The following is a 20583-nucleotide window of genomic DNA, read 5'->3' as shown; positions in this document are numbered from 1 at the left end:
AGAATGGACTTACTTTACGTTGCCGGCATCGCCGTGTTCTTCGGCCTGTGCGTGGCACTGACTGCTGGCTGCGCCAAGCTGCGCCGTGCTCCGGGAGGCCGTCCATGACCGCCTGGATGCTGGTGCTCGCGGGTGCCTCGACGCTTCTTTTGTTTGTTTACCTCGTGTACGCACTGCTGCGTGCGGAGGACCTGGAATGAACGCCAATAATCTGTTTCAGACCGGCTTATTCATCGTCGTATTGATTGCGCTGGCAATCCCGTTAGGCCGCTATATCACGGGCGTAATGGACGGCTCGTCGGTGGTCGTGCGCCGGATTGGCCGGCCGGTCGAGGCGGTGCTCTACAAGCTCGCCGGTGTCGATCCCGACGTGGAAATGTCGTGGAAGCACTACGCACTCGCGGTGCTCGCCTTCAGCGCAGTCGGCACGCTCGCGCTCTATGCACTGCTGCGCGTGCAGCAATGGTTGCCGCTCAACCCGCAAGCGCTTGGCGCGATGACGCCGGACGCAGCGTTTAACACTGCAGTGAGCTTCGTGACCAACACGAACTGGCAGGACTACGGCGGCGAAAGCACGCTCGGTTACCTTGCACAGATGCTGGGCTTGACTGTTCAGAACTTCCTGTCGGCCGCGACTGGCATTGCGGTCGTTGTTGCATTGATCCGGGGCTTCGCGCGTCATACCGCGACGACCATCGGCAACTTCTGGGTCGATCTCACGCGTATCACGCTGTACATCCTTGCTCCGCTGGCCGTCGTTTTTGCGCTGGTGTTTGTGAGCCAGGGCGTGATCCAGAACTTCGAGCCGTACAAGGACGTCGCGACGCTGCAGGTCACGACCTATCAGACGCCGAAGACCGACGCCCAGGGCAATCCGGTCAAGGACGCGAAGGGCAATCCGGTCATGCAGGACAACAAGGCCGACAAGCAGACGATCGCGATGGGCCCGGTTGCATCGCAGGAAGCGATCAAGATGCTCGGCACCAACGGCGGTGGATTCTTCAACGCCAATTCCGCGCATCCGCTCGAAAACCCGACGCCGTTCTCCAACTTCGCTCAAATGATTGCGATGCTGGTCATCCCGGCGGCGCTGTGTGTGGTGTTCGGCCGCATGGTCGGCGACAGGCGGCAGGGTTATGCCGTGCTTGCCGCGATGACGATCGCGTTTGCCGTCGCATGCTGGGGCGAGATCTCGGCGGAGCAGGCTGGCAATCCGCTCTTCGCATCGCTGCACGTCGATCAGACCGCTTCGCCTCTTCAGGCTGGCGGCAACGCGGAAGGCAAGGAAACGCGCTTCGGCATCGCCCAGTCAGGCATCTTCAGCGTCGCTACGACCTCGGCATCCTGCGGTGCGGTCAACAACATGCACGACTCGCTCACGCCGTTGGGCGGCTTCGTGCCGCTCCTGCTGATCCAGTTGGGCGAGGTGATCTTCGGCGGCGTCGGCTCGGGCCTCTACGGCATGCTGGTGTTCGCGCTGCTCGCGGTGTTCGTCGCCGGCTTGATGATCGGGCGCACGCCGGAATATGTCGGCAAGAAGATTGAATCGTACGAGATGAAGATGGTCGCTATCGTGGTGCTGCTCACGCCATTTCTGGTGCTGGTCGGTGCGTCGCTTGGCGTGCTGACCACGGCCGGCACTGCGGGGATTCTGAATCCTGGCGCGCATGGATTCTCGGAGGTTCTCTATGCCTACAGCTCGGCGGCGAACAACAACGGCAGCGCGTTCGCGGGTCTGACCGTCAGCACGCCGTTCTACAACGTAACGCTCGCCATCGCGATGTGGTTCGGCCGCTTCGGTTCGCTTATTCCCGTGCTCGCCATTGCAGGCGCGCTCGCGGCCAAGAAACGGATCGCGGTCACCGCCGGCACATTGCCGACGCACGGTCCGCTCTTTGTCGTGCTGTTGCTCGGCACCGTCGTGCTGGTCGGTGCACTGACCTACGTGCCGGCGCTCGCGCTCGGGCCGGTGGTCGAGCATCTCCAGATGATTTCCGGCAAATAAGCGGTCACTGATTCAGAGGAAAGCATGTCTACTATTGTCAAACCGCCCGTCAATTCTCCGAACAAGGCGCCCGAGAAGGCGCCGGAGCCGGGCATCCATACGCGCTCGGCAGCGCGCTCGATGTTCGATCCGCAGATCGTCAAGCCGGCGATCGTCGACTCGTTCAGGAAGCTCACGCCGCGCACGCAGCTGCGCAATCCGGTCATGTTCTGCGTGTATGTCGGCAGCATTCTCACCACGGTCCTGTGGTTCGCCGCACTCGCGGGTCAGGCCGAGGCGCCCTCGGGGTTCATTCTCGCGGTCGCGCTGTGGCTGTGGTTCACGGTGCTGTTCGCGAACTTCGCCGAGGCGCTTGCCGAGGGCCGTTCGAAGGCACAGGCTGCGTCGCTCAGAAGCGCGAAGCACAACGTGGTGGCGAAAAAGCTGAATCAGCCCCATCCCAAGTCGCCGGTTCAGATCCTGGCGTCGACGGACTTGCGCAAGGGCGATGTCGTGCTCGTCGAAACAGGCGATGTGATTCCCGCCGACGGCGATGTGATCGAAGGCGTCGCATCGGTCGACGAATCGGCGATCACGGGTGAGTCCGCGCCGGTGATCCGCGAGTCGGGTGGCGACTTCTCCGCGGTCACGGGCGGCACGCGTGTGCTCTCGGACTGGATCGTGATGCGCGTGACGGTCAATCCGGGCGAGGCGTTCCTCGACCGCATGATCGCGATGGTCGAAGGCGCGAAGCGCCAGAAGACGCCGAACGAGATCGCACTCACGATCCTGCTCGTCGCGCTCACGCTGGTGCTGCTGTTCGCCACCGCGACGCTCCTGCCATTCTCGATGTTCTCGGTCGAGGCGATGAAGTCCGGCCACGTCGTGACGATCACCGCGCTCGTCGCGCTGCTCGTCTGCCTGATCCCGACGACCATCGGCGGCTTGCTTTCGGCGATCGGTGTCGCGGGCATGAGCCGGATGATGCAGGCGAACGTGATTGCCACTTCCGGCCGTGCGGTCGAAGCGGCGGGCGACGTCGACGTGTTGCTGCTCGACAAGACCGGCACCATCACGCTGGGCAACCGTCAGGCGTCGGCGTTCGTGCCGGCGCCGGGCCTGTCGGAACACGACCTCGCGGATGCCGCACAACTCGCGTCGCTCGCGGACGAAACGCCTGAAGGCCGCAGCATCGTGGTGCTCGCCAAGCAGCGCTTCAACATTCGCCAGCGCGACATGGCGATGCTGCACGCGACCTTCCTGAGCTTTAGCGCGCAGACGCGCATGAGCGGTGTCGACATGCCGGATCACGAAATCCGCAAGGGCGCGGCGAATTCGGTGAAGCAGTACGTGGAGACGCATGGCGGACGTTATCCGCAGGAAGTCCAGACCGCCGTCGACAGCGTCGCGCGGCGCGGCAGCACGCCGCTCGTGGTCGCCGAGAAGCAGGGCGACGTTGCGCGCGTGCTGGGTGTCATCGAATTGAAGGACATCGTGAAGGGCGGCATCAAGGAGCGCTTTGCCGAACTGCGCAAGATGGGCATCAAGACCGTGATGGTGACGGGCGACAACCGGCTGACGGCTGCGGCGATCGCGGCCGAAGCGGGCGTCGATGATTACCTTGCCGAAGCAACGCCGGAAGCCAAGCTTGCGACGATCCGCGGGCATCAGTCCGAAGGGCGCCTGGTCGCGATGACGGGCGACGGCACCAACGACGCGCCAGCGCTCGCGCAGGCAGACGTCGCGGTCGCGATGAACTCCGGCACACAAGCGGCGAAAGAGGCCGGCAACATGGTCGACCTCGATTCGAATCCGACCAAGCTGATCGAGATCGTCGAGATCGGCAAGCAGATGCTGATGACCCGTGGCTCGCTCACTACCTTCTCGATTGCGAATGACGTAGCGAAATATTTCGCGATCATCCCGGCCGCGTTCGCCACGACGTATCCGCAACTGCGCGTACTCGACGTAATGCATCTGACCTCGCCCGCTTCCGCGATTCTCTCGGCGGTGATCTTCAATGCGCTCATCATCGTGTTCCTGATTCCGCTGGCGCTGAAGGGCGTCAAGTATCGCGCATTGGGTGCAGCGGCTCTCTTGCGGCGCAATCTGCTGGTTTATGGCCTTGGCGGGATATTGCTTCCGTTCCCGTTCATCAAGCTGATCGACATGGTTCTGACGGGCTTCGGCTGGGCCTGAAAACCTATCGAGTGAATCGCTTCAAACGAAGAATCAACCCTAGAGTCAACCATCATGAAAAATATCATTCGTCCCGTGCTGGTGCTGTTCGCCGCAATGACGGTCATCACCGGCGGTCTGTATCCGGTCGTGGTCACCGCGATCGGCCGCGCGGCTTTCCCCGGTCAGGCGAGCGGCAGCCTGATCGTGAAGGACGGCAAGGCGCTTGGCTCCGAGCTGATCGGCCAGCAGTTCGACGCGCCGCGATACTTCTGGGGACGCCTGTCCGCCACGGCGCCCAATCCGTATAACGCACAGGCGTCGAGCGGCTCGAACCTCGGGCCGACCAACCCGGCACTCGCCGACGAAGTGAAGGGCCGTCTTGCCGCACTGCACGACGCCGATCCGTCGAATACCGCACCCGTGCCGGTCGATCTGGCTACGTCCTCGGGCAGCGGGCTCGACCCGGAGATCAGCCCGGCAGCGGCTGCGTATCAGATCGATCGTGTCGCGAAGGCGCGCAAGCTGTCGCGCAACGACGTCGACGCCCTCGTGCAGCGCAATACGAGCGGCCGCCAGTTCGGCGTGCTGGGCGAAGCGCGCGTAAACGTGCTGAAGCTCAACCTCGCGCTCGATGAGCTGAAGCCCGCGCAGTGATGGACCGCCCCGATCCGGATGAACTGCTCGAAAAGATCCAGCGCGACGAAGAGAAGCGTCAGCGCGGCCGGCTGAAGATTTTCTTCGGTGCATCGGCGGGGGTCGGCAAGACGTTCGCGATGTTGCAGGCCGCACGCCGGCGACTGGACGAGGGCATCGACGTCGTGGCGGGGATCGTCGAGACGCATGGACGCAGGGAAACGCTTGCGTTGCTCGACGGTCTCGACGTACTGCCGCCGGCGCACATCGAATATCGCAACCGCAAGCTCGCCGAGTTCGACGTCGACGCGGCCCTCGCGCGCAAGCCGCAACTGATTCTCGTCGACGAACTCGCGCACTCCAACGTGCAGGGCGCCCGGCACGTTAAGCGATGGCAGGACGTGTACGAGTTGCTGGACTCGGGCATCGATGTGTACACGACCGTCAACGTCCAGCATCTGGAGAGCCTGAACGACATCGTCGGGCGGATCACGGGCATCCGCGTGTGGGAAACCGTTCCCGACCGCGTGTTCGATCTTGCTGACGAAGTCACTCTGGTCGATCTGCCCGCCGAGGAACTGCTTGAGCGACTGCGCGAAGGCAAGGTTTATCTGCCGCAGCAGGCCGAACGTGCGGTGCGCAATTTCTTTCGCAAGGGCAACCTGATTGCGCTGCGCGAACTGGCGCTGCGCCGCACGGCCGATCGCGTCGACGCACAAATGCGGGAGTATCGCGCGGACCAGTCGATCGACCGGATTTGGCAGGCGCGCGAGCGGCTTATGGTGTGCGTCGGTCCTGGGCCGGAGAGCGCGGCGCTGGTGCGCGCGGCGGCGCGCCTCGCAGCCAGTCTCAAGGCGGACTGGCTGGCAGTCTATGTCGAGACGCCCAATCTTCAGCGGCTTTCTGACGGGATGCGCAAGCGCACGCTCGATGCGCTCAAGCTCGCGTCCGAACTCGGTGCTGAAACCGTCACGCTCGACGGCACGGATGCTGCCCGGACGCTGGTCGCCTACGCGCGGATGCGCAATGTCGCGAAGCTCGTGGCTGGCGCGTCGGCGACTCATGGTTGGCAGCGAATCTTTGCACGGTCAGTCGGAGAACATCTCGTGCGATGCGCGGCCGAGATCGACGTGACGCTTGTTGGTGCAAGCCTCACGCAAGAGGGGCGCGGCACGCGCCAGGGCATCCTGAACTTCGCCGACGCGGGCGCAGAAGCCCGATCCCGGCCCAACGCTTACCTGTATGCCCTCGCGATCGGAGCGGCGATTACCGTGCTCGCGAGCGCGTTGTCTCATCTTCAGATCGCCGTCACGAACCTGGTCATGCTGTATCTGCTGGGCGTCATCTTCGCAGCCGTTCGTCTGGGGCGGGGTCCGGGCGTTCTGCTGTCGTTTCTGAGCGTCGCTGCATTCGATTTCTTCTTTGTACCACCGCAACTCTCGTTCTCGGTATCGGACACGCAGTATCTGTTGACCTTCGTCGTGATGCTGATGACATCGCTCACGATCAGTCACCTGACATCGAACCTGCGGCGGCAGGCTCACATCGCGTCGCTGCGCGAACGGCGCACCGGCGCGATGTATGCGATGACGCGTGAGCTGGGCGCCGCGTTGACGACGCAGCAGATCATCGAGATCGGCAGCCGCCATGTGGGGGAGGTTTTTCAGGCAAAGGTCGCGATCCTGCTTCCCGACAGCGCCGAAAAAGTCCGGCAGAAGGTCGACGAGCCCAATCCGCAAGTCACGCTCGATGCCGCGAGCCTCGACCTCGATATCGCGCAATGGGTATATGACCAGCAAAAGCCCGCAGGACGGGGCACCGACACGTTGCCCGCGACCGAAGCGTTGTACTTGCCGCTAAAGGCGCCGATGCGCACTCGCGGCGTGCTCGCCATCGTGACCGGCCGGCCCGCGGAGCTTGCCGTTCCCGAGCAGCAGCGCATGATCGACACGTTCGCCGCGCAAATTGCTTTGGCGCTTGAACGTGTTCACTACGTGGAAATCGCCCAGGATGCGCTGGTCAGCATGGAGTCCGAGCGCTTGCGCAACTCGCTGCTGTCGGCGATCTCCCATGACCTGCGCACACCGCTCACGTCGATCGTCGGCTTCGCGTCGGTGCTTTCCGAACGGCAGCAACCGACGGTCGATGCCAGCGATTCGACTCAGGAACTGATTTCGGCGATCCACGAAGAAGCGCTGCGCATGAGCGGTCTGGTGACGAATCTGCTCGATATGGCGCGTCTGGAGGCTGGGGCGATACGCCTGAACCGGCAATGGTCGATGCTCGAAGAGGTGGTGGGCGCCGCGCTTGCGGTTTGCCGCCGCACGCTCGACGGACATCCGGTGAAAGTCCGCGTTCCGCCGGAACTGCCGCTCGTGCAGTTGGACGCGGTCCTCATGGAGCGGCTCTTCGCGAATCTCTTCGAGAACGCAGCGAAATACACGCCACGGGGCACAGCGCTCGTCATCGACGCGGTGGTCGAACGCCACGCTGATCAGAAGTTTGTCCGCGTATGCGTGGAGGACAACGGTCCGGGGGTTCCTTCAGGCATGGAGCCGCGACTCTTTGACAAATTCACGCGCGGCGAAAAGGAGTCGGCGAAACCGGGCATCGGCCTGGGCCTCGCGATTTGCCGGGCGATCGTCGAGGCGCATGGCGGCAAGATCGGCGTGGAGAACCGCGTGGATGGAGAAGGGCACGTGATTGGGGCTCGCTTTTGTTTCACCTTGCCCGCCAATGAGCCGCCGCCCGTAGAGGCGCTTCCCGACGGGGACACCGAGACGCCGTCTGCTTCCATAGCGGATCAATCATGAGCGAACCGACTGTGACCGTCGTCATGATCGAAGACGATAAACAAATCCGGCGCTTCGTGCGTGCCACGCTGGAAGCCCAGGGAATGAATGTGATCGAGGCGGAGACCGGGCAGCAAGGTCTGCGCGAAGCGGCCACACGCAAGCCGGATCTGATCGTCGTGGACCTGGGCCTGCCGGATGCCGACGGGATCGACGTTATCCGCGAGTTGCGGAATTGGAGCAGTCAGCCGGTGATCGTGTTGTCGGCGCGCACGCACGAAGAGACCAAGGTCGCGGCGCTCGACGCCGGTGCGGACGATTTTCTGACCAAGCCCTTCGGCGTGTCGGAACTCCTTGCGCGGATTCGGGCACAGTTGCGGCGCCGTAATCGCGGCGGTGAACAGGAAACACCGCGGGTATGCTTCGGCAAGATCGCGGTTGATATGGCGGCACGCCGTGTCACGCGCGATGGCGTTGCCGTCCACCTGACACCGATCGAGTACCGGTTGCTCACGACGCTCGTACGCCATGCGGGGCGGGTGCTGACTCATCAGCAACTGCTACGCGAGGTCTGGGGACCGATGCAAGCCGAAAACCAGCATTATCTGCGGGTCTATATGGGGCATCTGCGACAGAAGCTCGAGAGCGATCCCGCACAGCCGGTGCATATCGTCACCGAAACTGGCGTTGGGTATCGGCTGGTGGGAGCGCAATAAGCAGCGCAATAACCGGCCAATCTGCTTCGCAACTTCGTCGAATCGCCTGATGCATGCAGTGAAGCGCTGGTGTGATAGTTCAGACAGAGTGAGTGCTCGGCGCTGTGACCAGCAGCGCCAAGGCCCTCCGCACGATGGGTCTCGCCCGCGTAACGCTTCCATTTCAGCAGATCGGACGTCAAGGCTCCGAAGAGATATGGAAGCGCCGCTTAGAAATGTTGTCAACGCGGCTCGACGAGCGCGATTTTGACGAAATCATCGACGGTTGTGTTCAGGCTTCGCGCGAACTCGCGCATCCTCTGCGCGACCCGCTTCGCAGGCCCGCGTGAACGGGCGCATGTGCGCATCAGGCGATAGCGCCAACCACTGCGACGCGTGACGCGAGCGCCGCCCTGAGTTGCTCCATCAACGCGCTCGAAGCCGCGCAAATTGGCATACGTGTCTCACCATCGATGTGCCCGGTGATCGCGAGTGCCGCCTTGATCGCTGCAGGATTGGGCGCTGAGAACAAAAGCTTGATGGTCGGTACCAGGCGCTCGAGTTGCGCGCGTGCTTCTTCAATTCGTCCCGCGGCGAAACTCGCCTGGATGTCCACGAACGCGTCGGCGAATAGATGCGCACTCGCCAGAATTCCACCTGTGCCACCGGCCTCCAGACAGTCGACGAACATCTCGTCGCTGCCGCACAACATGCTGATCGGCAGGGCGCCCAGTGCACGGAAAGTCTCGCGGGCGCAGGCCTTGATCGCCACGATATTGCTGCATTCGACGAGTCGCTTAACCGTGTCGGACGCAATGGAGACGCCGGTACGGTGGGGAACGTCGTAGAGCACGATAGGGCGATCGGTGGCGCGCGCCACTTCTTCGAAATGCCATTGAATTCCGCGCTGATCGGGACAGATATAGGCGGGTGCCGAGACCAGGTAGCCGCCGCTGTCCCAGTGATCGAATTGCTGCACGTCTCGAACCATCTCGCTCGTGTTGATGCCGCCGACGCCGACGACGATCGGCAACCGGGTGCCGACGACTTCAAACAGCGCCTGCAGTACCGTCATACGTTCGTGATGGTCAAGCAGCGCCGCTTCGCCGGTCGTGCCAAGCGCGACGAAGCCACTGATTTCCGTGCGCAGGCAATGATCGGCGAGGCGTTGCAGTGCATCGACATCGACTTGGCCGTTTCGAAACGGAGTGACGATAGGCAGCCAGATTGCTGAATACATCCCTGCTCCTCAGTGCTCGCGACGTTCAAAGACACGTGGCCGAATTTCTTCGATCACGGCTTCGGGGAGCACCTTCTTGAGCGTCCGAAGCGTAAATTCGATATCTTCGGTGGCGACATCGAACTCGAGGCGCAGCTCACTTTGGTTACGCGATGCGTGGCTGACGTAGACACCGAGCGGCGAGTGAAACAGCCGCCTGATGCGCTCGCGTGATGCCTCGTCCTGTTCGCTATAGACTGCGGCCGAAACAAGCACGCGCTGCGATGGAAGCGCGGGCACGTTGTCGTGCCGATTGGGGAGATCGATCGTACTGCGCCGCTTGTTTTGTATGAAAGCCAGGTTCATTTTGCCGTGTGCTCCGTGATATTTGGCTGACTACAAGCTTATGCGAATGTTCGTAAACGCCGAGTAAAAAGATCGGAACCGGTTGTATTGAAGTCGTCCGGAGGAGTTGCGCAGATGCGCCGGTACCGTACCCCGGACCCACGATAATCGCGCGGGGGATGCGATAACTGCTCGTGACCGCTTGCCTCCCGCCTCACTTGCTTGATGATGTGGCGCAGCGCTTCTGCGACCATCATTTCCGCGAGGAACTTCACGCTTGCGGGGACGCGCATGCCGTGTGCCAACTGTTCACTGCTTTCGATGTGCCAGAGCGTCGAGCGCGCAAGGATGAGAGGCCGATCTAATCGACGACGAAAGGTGATGGAGTCGAGGCTTACGAGTTCAGATCGTTCATGACTTTCCGTGGGACGGAACAGAACCCCTTATTCACCCGTGCCAACACGAATCCCTGACGCACACGCATTCGTTTTCCGGACATCCATCATCGGCGTAGTCATTGTTTTGACGTACCCCTTCGTCCGAATTCATGCGAGGACAAACCGCAAAGCCAGACCGACAAAACCGCACGCCAACACCACCGGTATCACACCAACCTTGAATCTGAAAAGCGCGACGCCCGCCCCCAATCCGATCAGCAGCGACGGCCAGTCAAAACCATCGTGCAGCCCACGTGGCCATAGCACGTGAAGCGCAAAGAACACAGCGAGATTGACGATGACGCCTACGACCGCAGCCGTGATCCCCGTCAGCGGCGCGGTGAATTTGAGGTTGTTATGAGTCGTCTCAATGAACGGTCCTCCGAGCAGAATGAATAGGAACGACGGCAGGAAGGTGAAGAAGGTTACGACCACGGAGGCGGCGATCGCAGAAACGAGTAGCGCGTCGGGACCGAACACTGCTTTCGTCCATCCGCCCGCGAATCCTACGAATGATACGACCATGATGAGCGGTCCAGGCGTCGTTTCCCCGAGCGCCAGACCGTCGATCATCTGGGGCCCTGTCAGCCAATGATAGTTGTCGACGGCTCCCTGGTAGACGTACGGGAGCACAGCGTAAGCCCCGCCGAACGTGAGCAGCGCCGCCTTCGTGAAGAACCACGCCATCTGCGTGAGCGTCCCGGCCCAGTCGAACGTCGCGATCAACGCTCCGATCACGGCGAACCAGATCAGAAGGAAGACCGTCAGCACGGATGCGAACCGCTTCCATGTGAAAAGCGCGTGACTTGGAGTCGGCGTGTCATCGTCGAGGATCGCGCGGCCTGGCGTCTTGGCGTCCGCCTTGTGGCCTGCACCGACCATGAACTTGGACGGAACATACTTGCCGCCAAGGTGACCGACCACGCCTGCGATCAGGACAATCAGCGGGAAGGGAACGTTGGCCGCGAAGATCGCCACGAAGGCCGCCGCCGCGATGGTCCACAACCATGCGTTTTTCAAGGCCCGCGAGCCAATGCGGTAGGCAGCGAATATGACGATCGCGGTTACGGCCGGCTTGATCCCGTATAGCACACCAGCGACCGACGGAAGGTTGCCAAAAGCCATGTAGACCCAGGAAAGCGCGATGAGAATGAAAAGCGAAGGCAATATGAAAAGGCCTCCGGCAACGATGCCGCCCCAAGTGCGATGCATCAGCCATCCAATGTAGGTGGCCAGTTGCTGAGCTTCCGGGCCGGGCAGAACCATGCAATAGTTCAACGCGTGCAAGAACCGCTTCTCAGAAATCCAGTGTTTCCGCTCGACGAGATCCTGATGCATGATTGCGATCTGTCCGGCTGGCCCGCCGAAGCTGATGAAGCCGAGGCGAAGCCAATACCAGAGCGCCTGTCGGAAGCTGATCGGCTCGACGGATGCTTCGCGAGCAGGCGTGATTGCATCCTCCCGCGCACGTTCGCTGGGTTCCATCCAAAGCTCCAGATCGACTTGTTGACTTGCGAAAACTGCGTTTTGAAACGACGGCGGCGATTGCACGGACCGCCGTGATGTCATTTCGCTCTGCGCCTCTCGGTTGCGGCGAAATGAGCGAGCAGCAAATCCAGCACACGGCCCATTTCGAAGAGCAGTTCGTCATCGCTCAGGCCTCGTTCTCTTGCGCCAGTCATGACTGCCTCGAAGCCGGCGGCTTCGGGCACGACAAGGCCACCAACGTCGAGCGAATGGACCATGTTTGCAAGCCCCGTCATGCCGGGCTCACCATCGATGCCAAAACTGACAGCGAGGACTTCGAAGGTCACTCGCTCGTTGACATGCGAGAAAGTCGCGCCGTCGAAATCGAATCCAACGGCATCCTTCGGGCACGCATCGGGTGAAACTAGCCACAGGAATCGAGCATCGCCGTCGATAAAGCGCTTGATGAGCCACGCGCTCGCAACCCGGTCGACCCACATATGTCGGCGGGTGGCCCAAAGGCGGCCTTGGAACGAGGCGCGATTCAAAAGCTGAGTGTCGCCTTCGCCCGAATGAGGCTCGCCCGGCGATAGCACCGCGTCGGCGGCTTGAACGAGCTCATCCCATGCCGATCGCGCTCGCACCGAAGCCTCGTTCGGGAAAAAATCAACGGCCGCCAATGCCTCAAACTCCTTGCGCGTCTTGCGCATGAGCTTGGTAATTTCCGCAGGATTCAGCCCGACGAGCGTCCTTTGAACGACTTCGACAGACCGCCGAAAATTCGTATATTCATCGGTACGGTCGAACAGGGCGCGAAACTCCTCTTCTTGTGTCTCGTCCGCACTGGCAAAACGCACCAAATATGCGGTTCCCCCCGCTTGGCCGATGCTCCCGCACATTTCGGCCATGCCGTCGTCTGCCGTGAGAGGAAGCAAGTACGCGCCATCCCGCAGAACGGCACAACCCTTTGCCTTGAGCGCGCGCCAGTAGCGCATGCGCGCCGTCGCGTTATCTGTCGGCAGGGTTAGGATAAGAAGCAGCCAATCGGCGAACTCTTTCATGTAACGGAATCTACTGCGTTGTTACGTCCTGTACAAATAGAATTTGCTTTGAACCTGAACGCAGCCTAGGATTTCCTTTACCCGCTCCGCATGTGCATCGACGATCATGGAATGACTTTGTATGTGCTCCGGCAACGGGAGTCCCGACCCCACTGTTTGTCGATGCGAACGATGAGCCGACCGATAGCTTGACGATCACGAACACAGCGAAGGGTGAACGACAGTGGCCTACCAAAGTCGACGCTTACAACGGCCGGAAAAGCCTGGGGACGAGCAAGGCGATGGGCCGAACGGCGCGTGGTAGCTGATTCGGCAATAGAGCGGCCGGGCCGTGTGTACGATCGCACTCGCGAGCAATCAGCGAACCATCGACTGGAGCGCTTCAACAGGCATCGTCGACCACTTTGTTGAAGCACCGGACGAAATAATGAACACCCCGACGGGAAGGATCGCGATAGTGTTGTCGTGGAAGCAGTCGCTGACGCCGGTCCGCGTGAGCGGCGCGTCTGGGACCCTCAACGGCCATCCAGCCTTTAGACTCATAGCTCCAGTGTCGAATGCGGAGCCGCCTTCTGCACGTCCCATTGACACAGGGGACGGCGGTTAATTATTGGCCCATCGTGCTCGCTCAGGTGAGACGCAACCGAGCTGTCGGTAGCGCACCATGAAGTTGCGAACGCGACGACATCCGACGAAGCGAATTGAACAATTGAACGCGCCAAGCTGCGATGTCCCTGCTTAAGGATTTCTTCACTCTCCGTCTATGGTGCTTATGCAGCGCCGGGCGCATCTTCAATTCCACAGCGCGAGGATAAAGCCGCCACCGGCGCTATTCGCTCTGGGAGTCCACGGCCGGCGTCAAGGCCGTGCTCAAACCGTTTACTGGAGCGAACGGACATGACCACGATCCGGATGTTATCCATTCTTGCGGCGCTCATGATATCGAGCTTTGCATGGGCGCAAGACAGACCATCAACCGGGCAGGCGCAGACGATGCAATCTGCGAAAGACGTAGGTGGCGTTTCAGACATATCGGAAACGAGAGCAGGCTCGATTTCTGGCTTGGAGCCCAGGATGTCGAATCCTGACTCTGCGAGCAGCTACGTGGAGCGCTCGAAAAACGACACGTTCCGTCATCACTGAACGCTGGTTTCAAACGATCAGTGCCCCACATGCCTTTCAATGTTGCGGAACCGGCCCAACGATCGGAAGCGATGAAACCACGCATTCGTGCGAAGCTCGCACATGCGCGGCGAGCGCTCCGCGAGCGCAACGTCGAGCCAATGGAACATTTCGTCGGGTCTGTTGAGTCGTGCGTAGATCTCGGCAAACAGGAATGGCGAGGCGTAGCAGTTCCGCCGTCTCGCCAATAAATCCTGCAAGTACCATTCGAGAACCTTGTCATAACCTCCCGAGTTCCACACCGTCCTGATCGTCTCGGCTCGCGCGAATTCATTGCATCGCGTGAGCGCATCGATGGTTGCGTCGATGGCTTCTTCGTAATGGCCCCGGACCTCGAGTGCAGTCGCAAGCAACTGATAGATCAACGGCGAGCGCGGCCCATGTCCGGACGTCAGATACTCGCGAATGACTTCGTCGTATCGGCCCGACTGCACGAGCCCGAAGACGCGTGAACCTTCGAATCCCAGCGGATCGACTCTCTCCGCCAATTCGAACTGAGCGCGACCTTCGACCTCTCTTCCTTGCACGAGCAATAGCCTCGCATACAGACGGCTGGTTTCCGCGTGGCTGGGGTTCAGCCGCAAGGCCGCGAGAAATTCCTCCTCGGCGCGGCGCCAGTCCCAATCATAGAAGTAATGCACGCCCGCAAGCGCCTGATGCGCCTCGGGAAGACCTGGATCGAGCTCCAGTGCCCGCAGCGCGGCGACGCGCGCTTTGGGAAAGCCCTGCGAAGGCGGATAAAAACCGTGTGTCGCCGTAGCCCCGAAGACGTTCGACATGCCCACATAGCCCAGCGCGTAGGTCGGGTCCAACTCCAGCGCCGTTTCGAAGTAGCTGTGCGCGCGAACGAAGTCTTCGTCACTCAGCGAGTGGTGAGCCGCGAAGCCGGCATCGAAATGCACACGGCGCGTCCAGTAATAGCGGCCTCGCAGATAGGCGTCGTGTGCGGCTGGATCGACGGGCAGCCTGCGGGACAATCGGTGTTGCTGCTGCTCGGCGAGGGCCGGCGACACTTCCAGTGCGAGCGCGGCGCCAACTTCCTTCTGGATATCCAGCGCCCCATTGGACACCGGCTCGTGTGCGCAACTCAACAGTTGTACCTGGTCGAAGGATCGAATCAACTGCGCAAGAACGCGGACTCTTTCACCCTCGCGCATCAGTGAACCCTCCATTACGTAGTCGACGTCGAGTTCATGCGCAATCCGGGCAATGCTCTTGTCGGCCCGCTGATAACGGGCGGCAGTGGTTCGCGCAATGACGAGGATTCGCTGTGGATCGAGCATGCCGATGTTGGCGGAGGTTTCATCGGCAAGCGCCGCACAAAAGCTGTCGAGCGTGCGATCGTCGCTGTTGTTTTCGAAGGGCAGCACCAACACGCGAAGCGGCGCGGCGGGACGTGCTTCGACGGGCGCCTGATCGCTCACGGTGCGGATGCCTTCGACCCGATAGCCCTTACCTTTGACCGTGATGAGGTAGCGCGGGTGATCAGGGTCTTCGCCGAGCGCGATACGGATTTTGCGAATGGCCGTATTGATGCTGTTGTCGGTCTCGCGGTACGCACTTGCTCCCCAGAGCGCTCGCACGATGTCCGCGCGCGTTACGAGCTGCCCGTTGCCCGATGCCATGAGAATCAGCAATTCCATCGGCAGACGCTCGAGCTTGATCCGTTCGCCGCCTCGACGAAGTTCGTAGCGTCGTGTGTCGAGTTCGATATCATCGGCGCCCGCAGGAGTCGGGGTGTTCATGGGCGTTTGCTCAGTTCTGAAGGCATGTTTTGGTCAATCTCGCTGCTGTATCGCCGTTCACGCGTCAATCCGAACGACGCGATGAAGGCGATTACCGCGCATGCTTCGGTGACGAGTGCCGGCGAGGCATGGAAGCTGTGTTCAAGGACGTGCGCGGCGAGAGGCGTGAGTCCGAGCGCCGTGACGAGCCCGAGATTCATCGCAGTGGCGACGCAACTGAAGCGGACATTCAGCGGAAACGACTTGGCGATTTCGCAGGCGAACGTGCCATTGGCAAATGAAGCAACCACGCCCGCCATGACGTATAGCGCAGAAAGACTGAAGGAATGTCGCGCGGCTGCGAAGAAGAACCAGGGCGTAAACAACGCTGTAAGAATCGCCCCCGATCTGAAAACATAGCGACGTGGCACGCGATCGCCGATATGCGACGTGACGAGAATACACAGCGCGACAACAAGAAAATACTGCAATTGCGCATGGGTGATTTCCGCCTGGTCGTAATGAATCGCTTGCAGATAACTCGGCAGGTACGCAATGAAAATCCCGCTCGATGCGCCCACCAGAAAGCACACGCCGGCTCCCGACAAAAGCCGGACGCTATGACACCGGAAAAGCGCGCTCAAAGACTCACGATGCCGCGCGTTGATCGTGCGCGCGTACTCGTCGGACTCGGCAAGCCGTCTGCGTATCGCGAAGCTCAGAAGTCCTACCGCGCCGCCGATCACGAAGCCGATCCGCCAACCGTACGCGTCCATTTGTATTGCGGTGAGTGATCGCTGCAACGCCAGACTGACGCACGTCGCGGCAAATAGCGCGAGATTGACCGCGACGAATACGATGCCGCAGAGAAGGCCCGGCCTTGCACGCGCCGTTTCGACTGCGTAGACAACGGCGCCGGGAAGTTCGCCACCCAGGCATAGTCCCTGGACCAGTCGCAGCAGCACGAGAAGAGCGGAGGCCCCGATACCCCAGTCGCGGTAAGACGGAAGCATGCCAATGAGGAAAGTTGTTACCGCCGCGATCATCGCGGACGAGAGGAAAGCAATCCGTCGGCCATAAATGTCCCCGAGACGACCGAACACGATCCCGCCGATGGGCCTCGACAGATAACCGATTGCAAGCACCGTGAATGACAGCATCTCGCCGGACGCGCCGATACCCGTCGGAAAGAAGGCGGCGCCTATGCTTCGGGCAAAGAAGCCATAGATAACGAAATCGAAGACTTCCAGCGCGCCGCCCGTGCTCGCGACCACAATCGTCCATCGCTGGCGAGCTGTCATCGCCTCCTCTCCTGAACGATGCAGCCGATAAGGCCGTGGAGAATCGGCGCTTCGATGTATGTGACTGTTCCGATAAAGAGCAGGAGAGCGTGTCGCGGCAGGAGGGAAGGGTTTTCGTTGTTCATCACGTGGCCTCCGCACGTTGTCATTCATCGCGCCGCGCTGACCACGACGCGGCGCGAGACAACGGTCGTACGGTTAAAGACTAGGGCACATTTCGGCGCGCCGCTAACGGAAACCTTGATGATTTCTTCATGGAGTCTCCATTGTTTGTCGCTAGCCGCCGTTGCACCATACCAACGCTTCAACACCGAGCGTGGGCTGTTGCTCCAATCATCCAGACACCGGGGCACCGCCGCTCACCCTCTTATCACTTCCTCCACAAACATCGGGACTCAGGGATTCGCTGCTGCCGTTCAAACTTCATTTCAAATTGGTAACCCAATTCATCCAGACAATAGAACCTGCACGCCGTGACATGACGCGCCGGATTCGCTGGCAAGGAGACGACCATGAAGATCAGGAAATTAGGCATTGCATCGGCAACAGCCGTTGCACTTCTCTCGCTCAGTGGTGCCGCGCAAGCCGGCGGCGGCCATTGCTCGAACGAAACGCTAAGAGGATCGTTTGGGTTTATCGGTCACGGAGAGATCCTTGGCTTGATAGGTCCCGATGGCAAGGTGCATCCGTATGCGGCGCCGTCGATCCTCGATGACGTCGCGCTGGTGACGTTCGACGGCGTCGGCCATTTCACACGCACCGACTTCGGGGTGATCGCCGGACTTCCGAAAGGCGGGCAGGTTACGTTCAATCCAAGCCAGATCGGTGCCTACACGGTGAACGCCGATTGCACCGGCACCATGAAAATCATCTACACCGCTGGCGGAGCCGTCCCGGCCGGCGTCGAGACCGATCTGAACATCGTCGTCGCTGCCGACGGGACGCTCATCGAATCCGTTGTCTACAAAGCGGTCACCGTGGCGGGCGCGAGCGCGGACGGCAAAGTAATATGCCCCCCGCATTGCGAGCAAGGTGTGCAAGAAAGCTTCGAAGGAAAAAAAGTCGTGATTTACGGCTACCGTTAATCGCGGCTCAATCGAGTCTCGCTGGCATCGCGGCTCGGGAGCGTCGATGGACATGAGCGCGGACGCCGGTTGGTTGCTTGGGGTAGAACGGACGTTCGAACGTCTGTATCAAGATCTGGACGAACGTCTTCAGCTAGCCGACTGTACGCGTCTGCCGACCGTAGCTGCCACTGGAAGGAATTGGCCCAATCCAGCGGCAGCTTTGTAACGCAGCTTCTCACCTGGGTGCAACCGTTAAGGATTATTCGATGCCTGCCCTCATTCACATTGCTGTGAGCGTGCGGCGGCGCCGGCGGGCAGGCGTCGAATACCCTTATCGGGCGGTCGCGTTGCTGTCGCGTTGCCCAAGGGAAACCCGAATCCTCTGGCGCTGTGACCGTGTCTGGTCTCGTTTACGAGGGGACGATGGGGCGCGTTGCGACGTTCGTCCCTCCAGCCGTGCTGCGGCCCGAGAGGCGATGAACCGACCGGTGAGGCACGGCGGTTCGCGGGTGCAAGTTCGAGCGCAACCAGCGGGGGCGTCAAAACGTGCATGCAGTGCAAATACCACGGTGAATCAAGCCATCGACTGCGACGCGCGATCCACACCGTCTCCGAGCGCCTCCTTCATGCCTGCTCGCCGATGATCTTCCGTATCGCTTCTTCGAACGCCTCTGAGGGTTGTCCGCCGCTCACGAGGAACTTCCTGTCCAAGATGATCGCGGGCACGGACTGAATCCCGAGCTGCTGAAATTCGCGTTCTTCCGCGCGAACCTCGTCGGCATACGCGCCGCTCTCCAGTACTTCACGCGCCGTCTTGCCGTCGAGTCCGACACTTCGGGCCGCTTCGATCAGGACGTCCGGATCGCTCGGGTCCTTACCGTCGCCGTGATACGCGCCCAACAGCGCGACCTTGAGCGGCAACTGCTTGCCTTCGATGCGCGCCCAGTGCAGCAGCCGATGCGCATCGAACGTGTTGTAGACCCAATTGCGCTCGCCAAAGGCGAAGCCTTCACGGGCGCCGCGCTCGCGGATCACGGCCTGCGCCTCCCTGATCTGCTCGGGGGTGCGCCCATACTTGCGGCCGAGATAGTCGACGATGGGCTCGCCCTGTGGACTCATGTCCGGCTTCAGCTCGAACGGATGCAGCGTAATGTGCGCATCGATCTCATCGCCGAGGCGCGCCAGTGCGCGTTGCAGGGATGCCAGGCCCACGGCGCACCACGGGCAGGCGATATCGGAAACGAAGTCGATTTGAAGAGGTCGGGACATGGCGTTGTCAGAAAGTCGGACAGAACTCGACACGCTAGCTCAATTCGCGGTGGTGTGCAGTCTTCAGCCATCGAGCACGAGCGTGCCATTCAGCGGCGCCATCAATTTTGCCTGTTTCCCGCGCCGAAGTGCACGAGCGACGCTTTCGCGCGCGACATCGTCCCCAGATGGGAGCCCAGAAGTAGCTTTGCGGCTTCGACTTATGCTAGATCGACACTCCGCGCATCTCGGACAGGTAATTCTTCTGGATGACCTATGACAGGCTCGATCGCTCCAGCATGCGTGACGGGTTAAGGACCGCCTTGAGCGCTACGTCAGCCCGTCGGATGTCAGGTAATAGTGATATGGCCGTGTGCCATCGGAGGCTATCGGCAATAGCCGACCCAAACACTTGCCGCTCGTGGAAGCAGTGTGCCTTCCAGGTCGCGCCGTGAGCAAGGGAAGTCCCAGTCGCGCAGTTTTGCGGCTCGGTCAAGATCGGCAGCTGCGCTGCCGGACTTCTAAAGGGAAGGCTGTTGGCTAAGAAAAGAAATGATTTTTATTGGCGCTCGCATTAGCGCTGCACTTATCGTAACCGTCTATCCTTCAGTAACTGCGCGCGAGAAGATGGGAGGATGATATGCAAGCTGATCCAAAAGTTCTCGAATATCTGAATGCCGAGCTGAAAAACGAACTGACGGCCGTCAACCAGTATTTTTTGCATGCGCGGCTCTATAAACACTGGGGTCTAGACGGGCTTGGTAAGCACGAATATGACGAATCGATCGAGGAGATGAAGCATGCGGACAAACTGATTGAGCGCATTTTCATGCTCGACGGTTTGCCTAATTTGCAGGACCTGGGCAAACTGCTTATTGGCGAGCACACGCTCGAGGTGCTTCAGTGCGACCTCAAGCTCGAACAGTCCGCCCAAGCGCAGTGCAGGGAGGCGGTCGTCTACTGTGAATCAGTAAGCGACTTCGTTTCCAGGGAGATATTCGTCGAGATCCTTGACGACACCGAGGATCATATCGACTGGCTGGAAATCCAGATCGGTCTCATCGACAAGGTCGGTATAGAGAACTACCAGCAGTCGGCCGTGGGATCACCCGGTTGACGCTCAATCGCAGCCCCAAAGTGCTGGCGACTTCGAACGTTCGGCTGAGAACTCTACGCAACGTACCAGATGACTGCTTGAACCCGTTCACCTACGCCGCCAAACATCGGGCGGTGGCGCAGGGAGAGTA

17 protein-coding genes are annotated in these 20583 nt (G+C 60.8%); 10 read left to right on the top strand and 7 right to left on the bottom strand.

All coding sequences use genetic code 11. The annotated features are described in order from the left end of the window. Positions 1-104: 104 nt before the first annotated feature. The 7 genes from AWB65_RS16215 (at position 105) to AWB65_RS35625 (ending at position 8635) form a co-directional block, all read left to right on the top strand. Positions 105-200, top strand: coding sequence for a potassium-transporting ATPase subunit F (locus tag AWB65_RS16215; protein ID WP_087668122.1), 96 nt, complete (start codon positions 105-107; stop codon positions 198-200). Beyond that, positions 197-2005, top strand: coding sequence for a potassium-transporting ATPase subunit KdpA (gene kdpA, locus AWB65_RS16210; RefSeq protein WP_087668121.1), 1809 nt, complete (start codon positions 197-199; stop codon positions 2003-2005). The genes AWB65_RS16215 and kdpA overlap by 4 nt, the downstream gene beginning before the upstream one ends. 120 nt (positions 2006-2125) lie before the next feature. Next, positions 2126-4183: a potassium-transporting ATPase subunit KdpB gene (gene kdpB, locus AWB65_RS16205; protein WP_087668152.1), complete on the top strand. Its 2058-nt coding sequence runs from the start codon at positions 2126-2128 to the stop codon at positions 4181-4183. 54 nt (positions 4184-4237) lie between these two features. Further along, positions 4238-4819 carry a potassium-transporting ATPase subunit KdpC gene (gene kdpC / locus AWB65_RS16200; protein WP_087668120.1) on the top strand — a complete coding sequence of 194 codons (582 nt, stop codon included), beginning with the start codon at positions 4238-4240 and terminating at the stop codon, positions 4817-4819. Further along, complete coding sequence (locus tag AWB65_RS16195) at positions 4819-7611, top strand: DUF4118 domain-containing protein (protein WP_087668119.1); 2793 nt, start codon at positions 4819-4821, stop codon at positions 7609-7611. Before kdpC ends, AWB65_RS16195 begins: the two co-directional genes overlap by 1 nt. After that, entirely contained in the window at positions 7608-8306 is a 699-nt protein-coding gene (kdpE, locus tag AWB65_RS16190; RefSeq protein ID WP_087668118.1) for a two-component system response regulator KdpE, read from the top strand. The genes AWB65_RS16195 and kdpE overlap by 4 nt, the downstream gene beginning before the upstream one ends. Positions 8307-8398: 92 nt before the next feature. Beyond that, positions 8399-8635 carry a hypothetical protein gene (locus tag AWB65_RS35625; protein WP_235007644.1) on the top strand — a complete coding sequence of 79 codons (237 nt, stop codon included), beginning with the start codon at positions 8399-8401 and terminating at the stop codon, positions 8633-8635. A 17-nt stretch (positions 8636-8652) separates the two neighbouring features. Here AWB65_RS35625 and dapA read toward each other — a convergent pair whose 3' ends face one another. The 4 genes from dapA to AWB65_RS16170 form a co-directional block, all read right to left on the bottom strand. Next, positions 8653-9525: a 4-hydroxy-tetrahydrodipicolinate synthase gene (gene dapA, locus AWB65_RS16185; protein WP_087668117.1), complete on the bottom strand. Its 873-nt coding sequence runs from the start codon at positions 9523-9525 to the stop codon at positions 8653-8655. 9 nt (positions 9526-9534) lie between these two features. After that, positions 9535-9870 carry a hypothetical protein gene (locus tag AWB65_RS36960; RefSeq protein WP_235007643.1) on the bottom strand — a complete coding sequence of 112 codons (336 nt, stop codon included), beginning with the start codon at positions 9868-9870 and terminating at the stop codon, positions 9535-9537. Positions 9871-10394: 524 nt separating this feature from the next. Continuing rightward, complete coding sequence (chrA, locus tag AWB65_RS16175; RefSeq protein WP_087668116.1) at positions 10395-11771, bottom strand: chromate efflux transporter; 1377 nt, start codon at positions 11769-11771, stop codon at positions 10395-10397. Positions 11772-11851: 80 nt separating this feature from the next. Further along, complete coding sequence (locus AWB65_RS16170; RefSeq protein ID WP_087668115.1) at positions 11852-12814, bottom strand: chromate resistance protein ChrB domain-containing protein; 963 nt, start codon at positions 12812-12814, stop codon at positions 11852-11854. An 897-nt stretch (positions 12815-13711) separates the two neighbouring features. Here AWB65_RS16170 and AWB65_RS16160 point away from each other — a divergent pair. Further along, a complete protein-coding gene (locus AWB65_RS16160; protein WP_087668113.1) occupies positions 13712-13957 on the top strand; it encodes a hypothetical protein in 246 nt (81 codons plus the stop codon). Positions 13958-13974: 17 nt separating this feature from the next. Here the strand turns inward: AWB65_RS16160 and AWB65_RS16155 are convergent, their stop codons facing one another. Both AWB65_RS16155 and AWB65_RS16150 read right to left on the bottom strand, forming a co-directional pair. After that, positions 13975-15741 (bottom strand): winged helix-turn-helix domain-containing protein, encoded by a 1767-nt coding sequence (locus AWB65_RS16155; protein WP_087668112.1) that lies wholly within the window; start codon positions 15739-15741, stop codon positions 13975-13977. Beyond that, positions 15738-17174: an MFS transporter gene (locus AWB65_RS16150; protein WP_235007641.1), complete on the bottom strand. Its 1437-nt coding sequence runs from the start codon at positions 17172-17174 to the stop codon at positions 15738-15740. The genes AWB65_RS16155 and AWB65_RS16150 overlap by 4 nt, the downstream gene beginning before the upstream one ends. Before the next feature lie 359 nt (positions 17175-17533). On the opposite strand from AWB65_RS16150, the gene AWB65_RS16145 reads away from it, so the two are divergent. Then, complete coding sequence (locus AWB65_RS16145) at positions 17534-18106, top strand: hypothetical protein (RefSeq protein WP_087668110.1); 573 nt, start codon at positions 17534-17536, stop codon at positions 18104-18106. Positions 18107-18712: 606 nt separating this feature from the next. Here AWB65_RS16145 and AWB65_RS16140 read toward each other — a convergent pair. After that, a complete protein-coding gene (locus AWB65_RS16140; RefSeq protein WP_087668109.1) occupies positions 18713-19357 on the bottom strand; it encodes a DsbA family oxidoreductase in 645 nt (214 codons plus the stop codon). A 619-nt stretch (positions 19358-19976) separates the two neighbouring features. Between AWB65_RS16140 and bfr the strand changes: the two genes are divergently transcribed. After that, positions 19977-20453: a bacterioferritin gene (gene bfr / locus AWB65_RS16135; RefSeq protein ID WP_087668108.1), complete on the top strand. Its 477-nt coding sequence runs from the start codon at positions 19977-19979 to the stop codon at positions 20451-20453. Positions 20454-20583: the final 130 nt, after the last annotated feature.

It is taken from the genome of Caballeronia humi (assembly GCF_001544475.1).
Classification (GTDB): domain Bacteria; phylum Pseudomonadota; class Gammaproteobacteria; order Burkholderiales; family Burkholderiaceae; genus Caballeronia; species Caballeronia humi.
The sequence above is the reverse complement of the archived record's forward strand: the minus strand, read 5'-3'. Positions and strand labels throughout refer to the sequence as shown.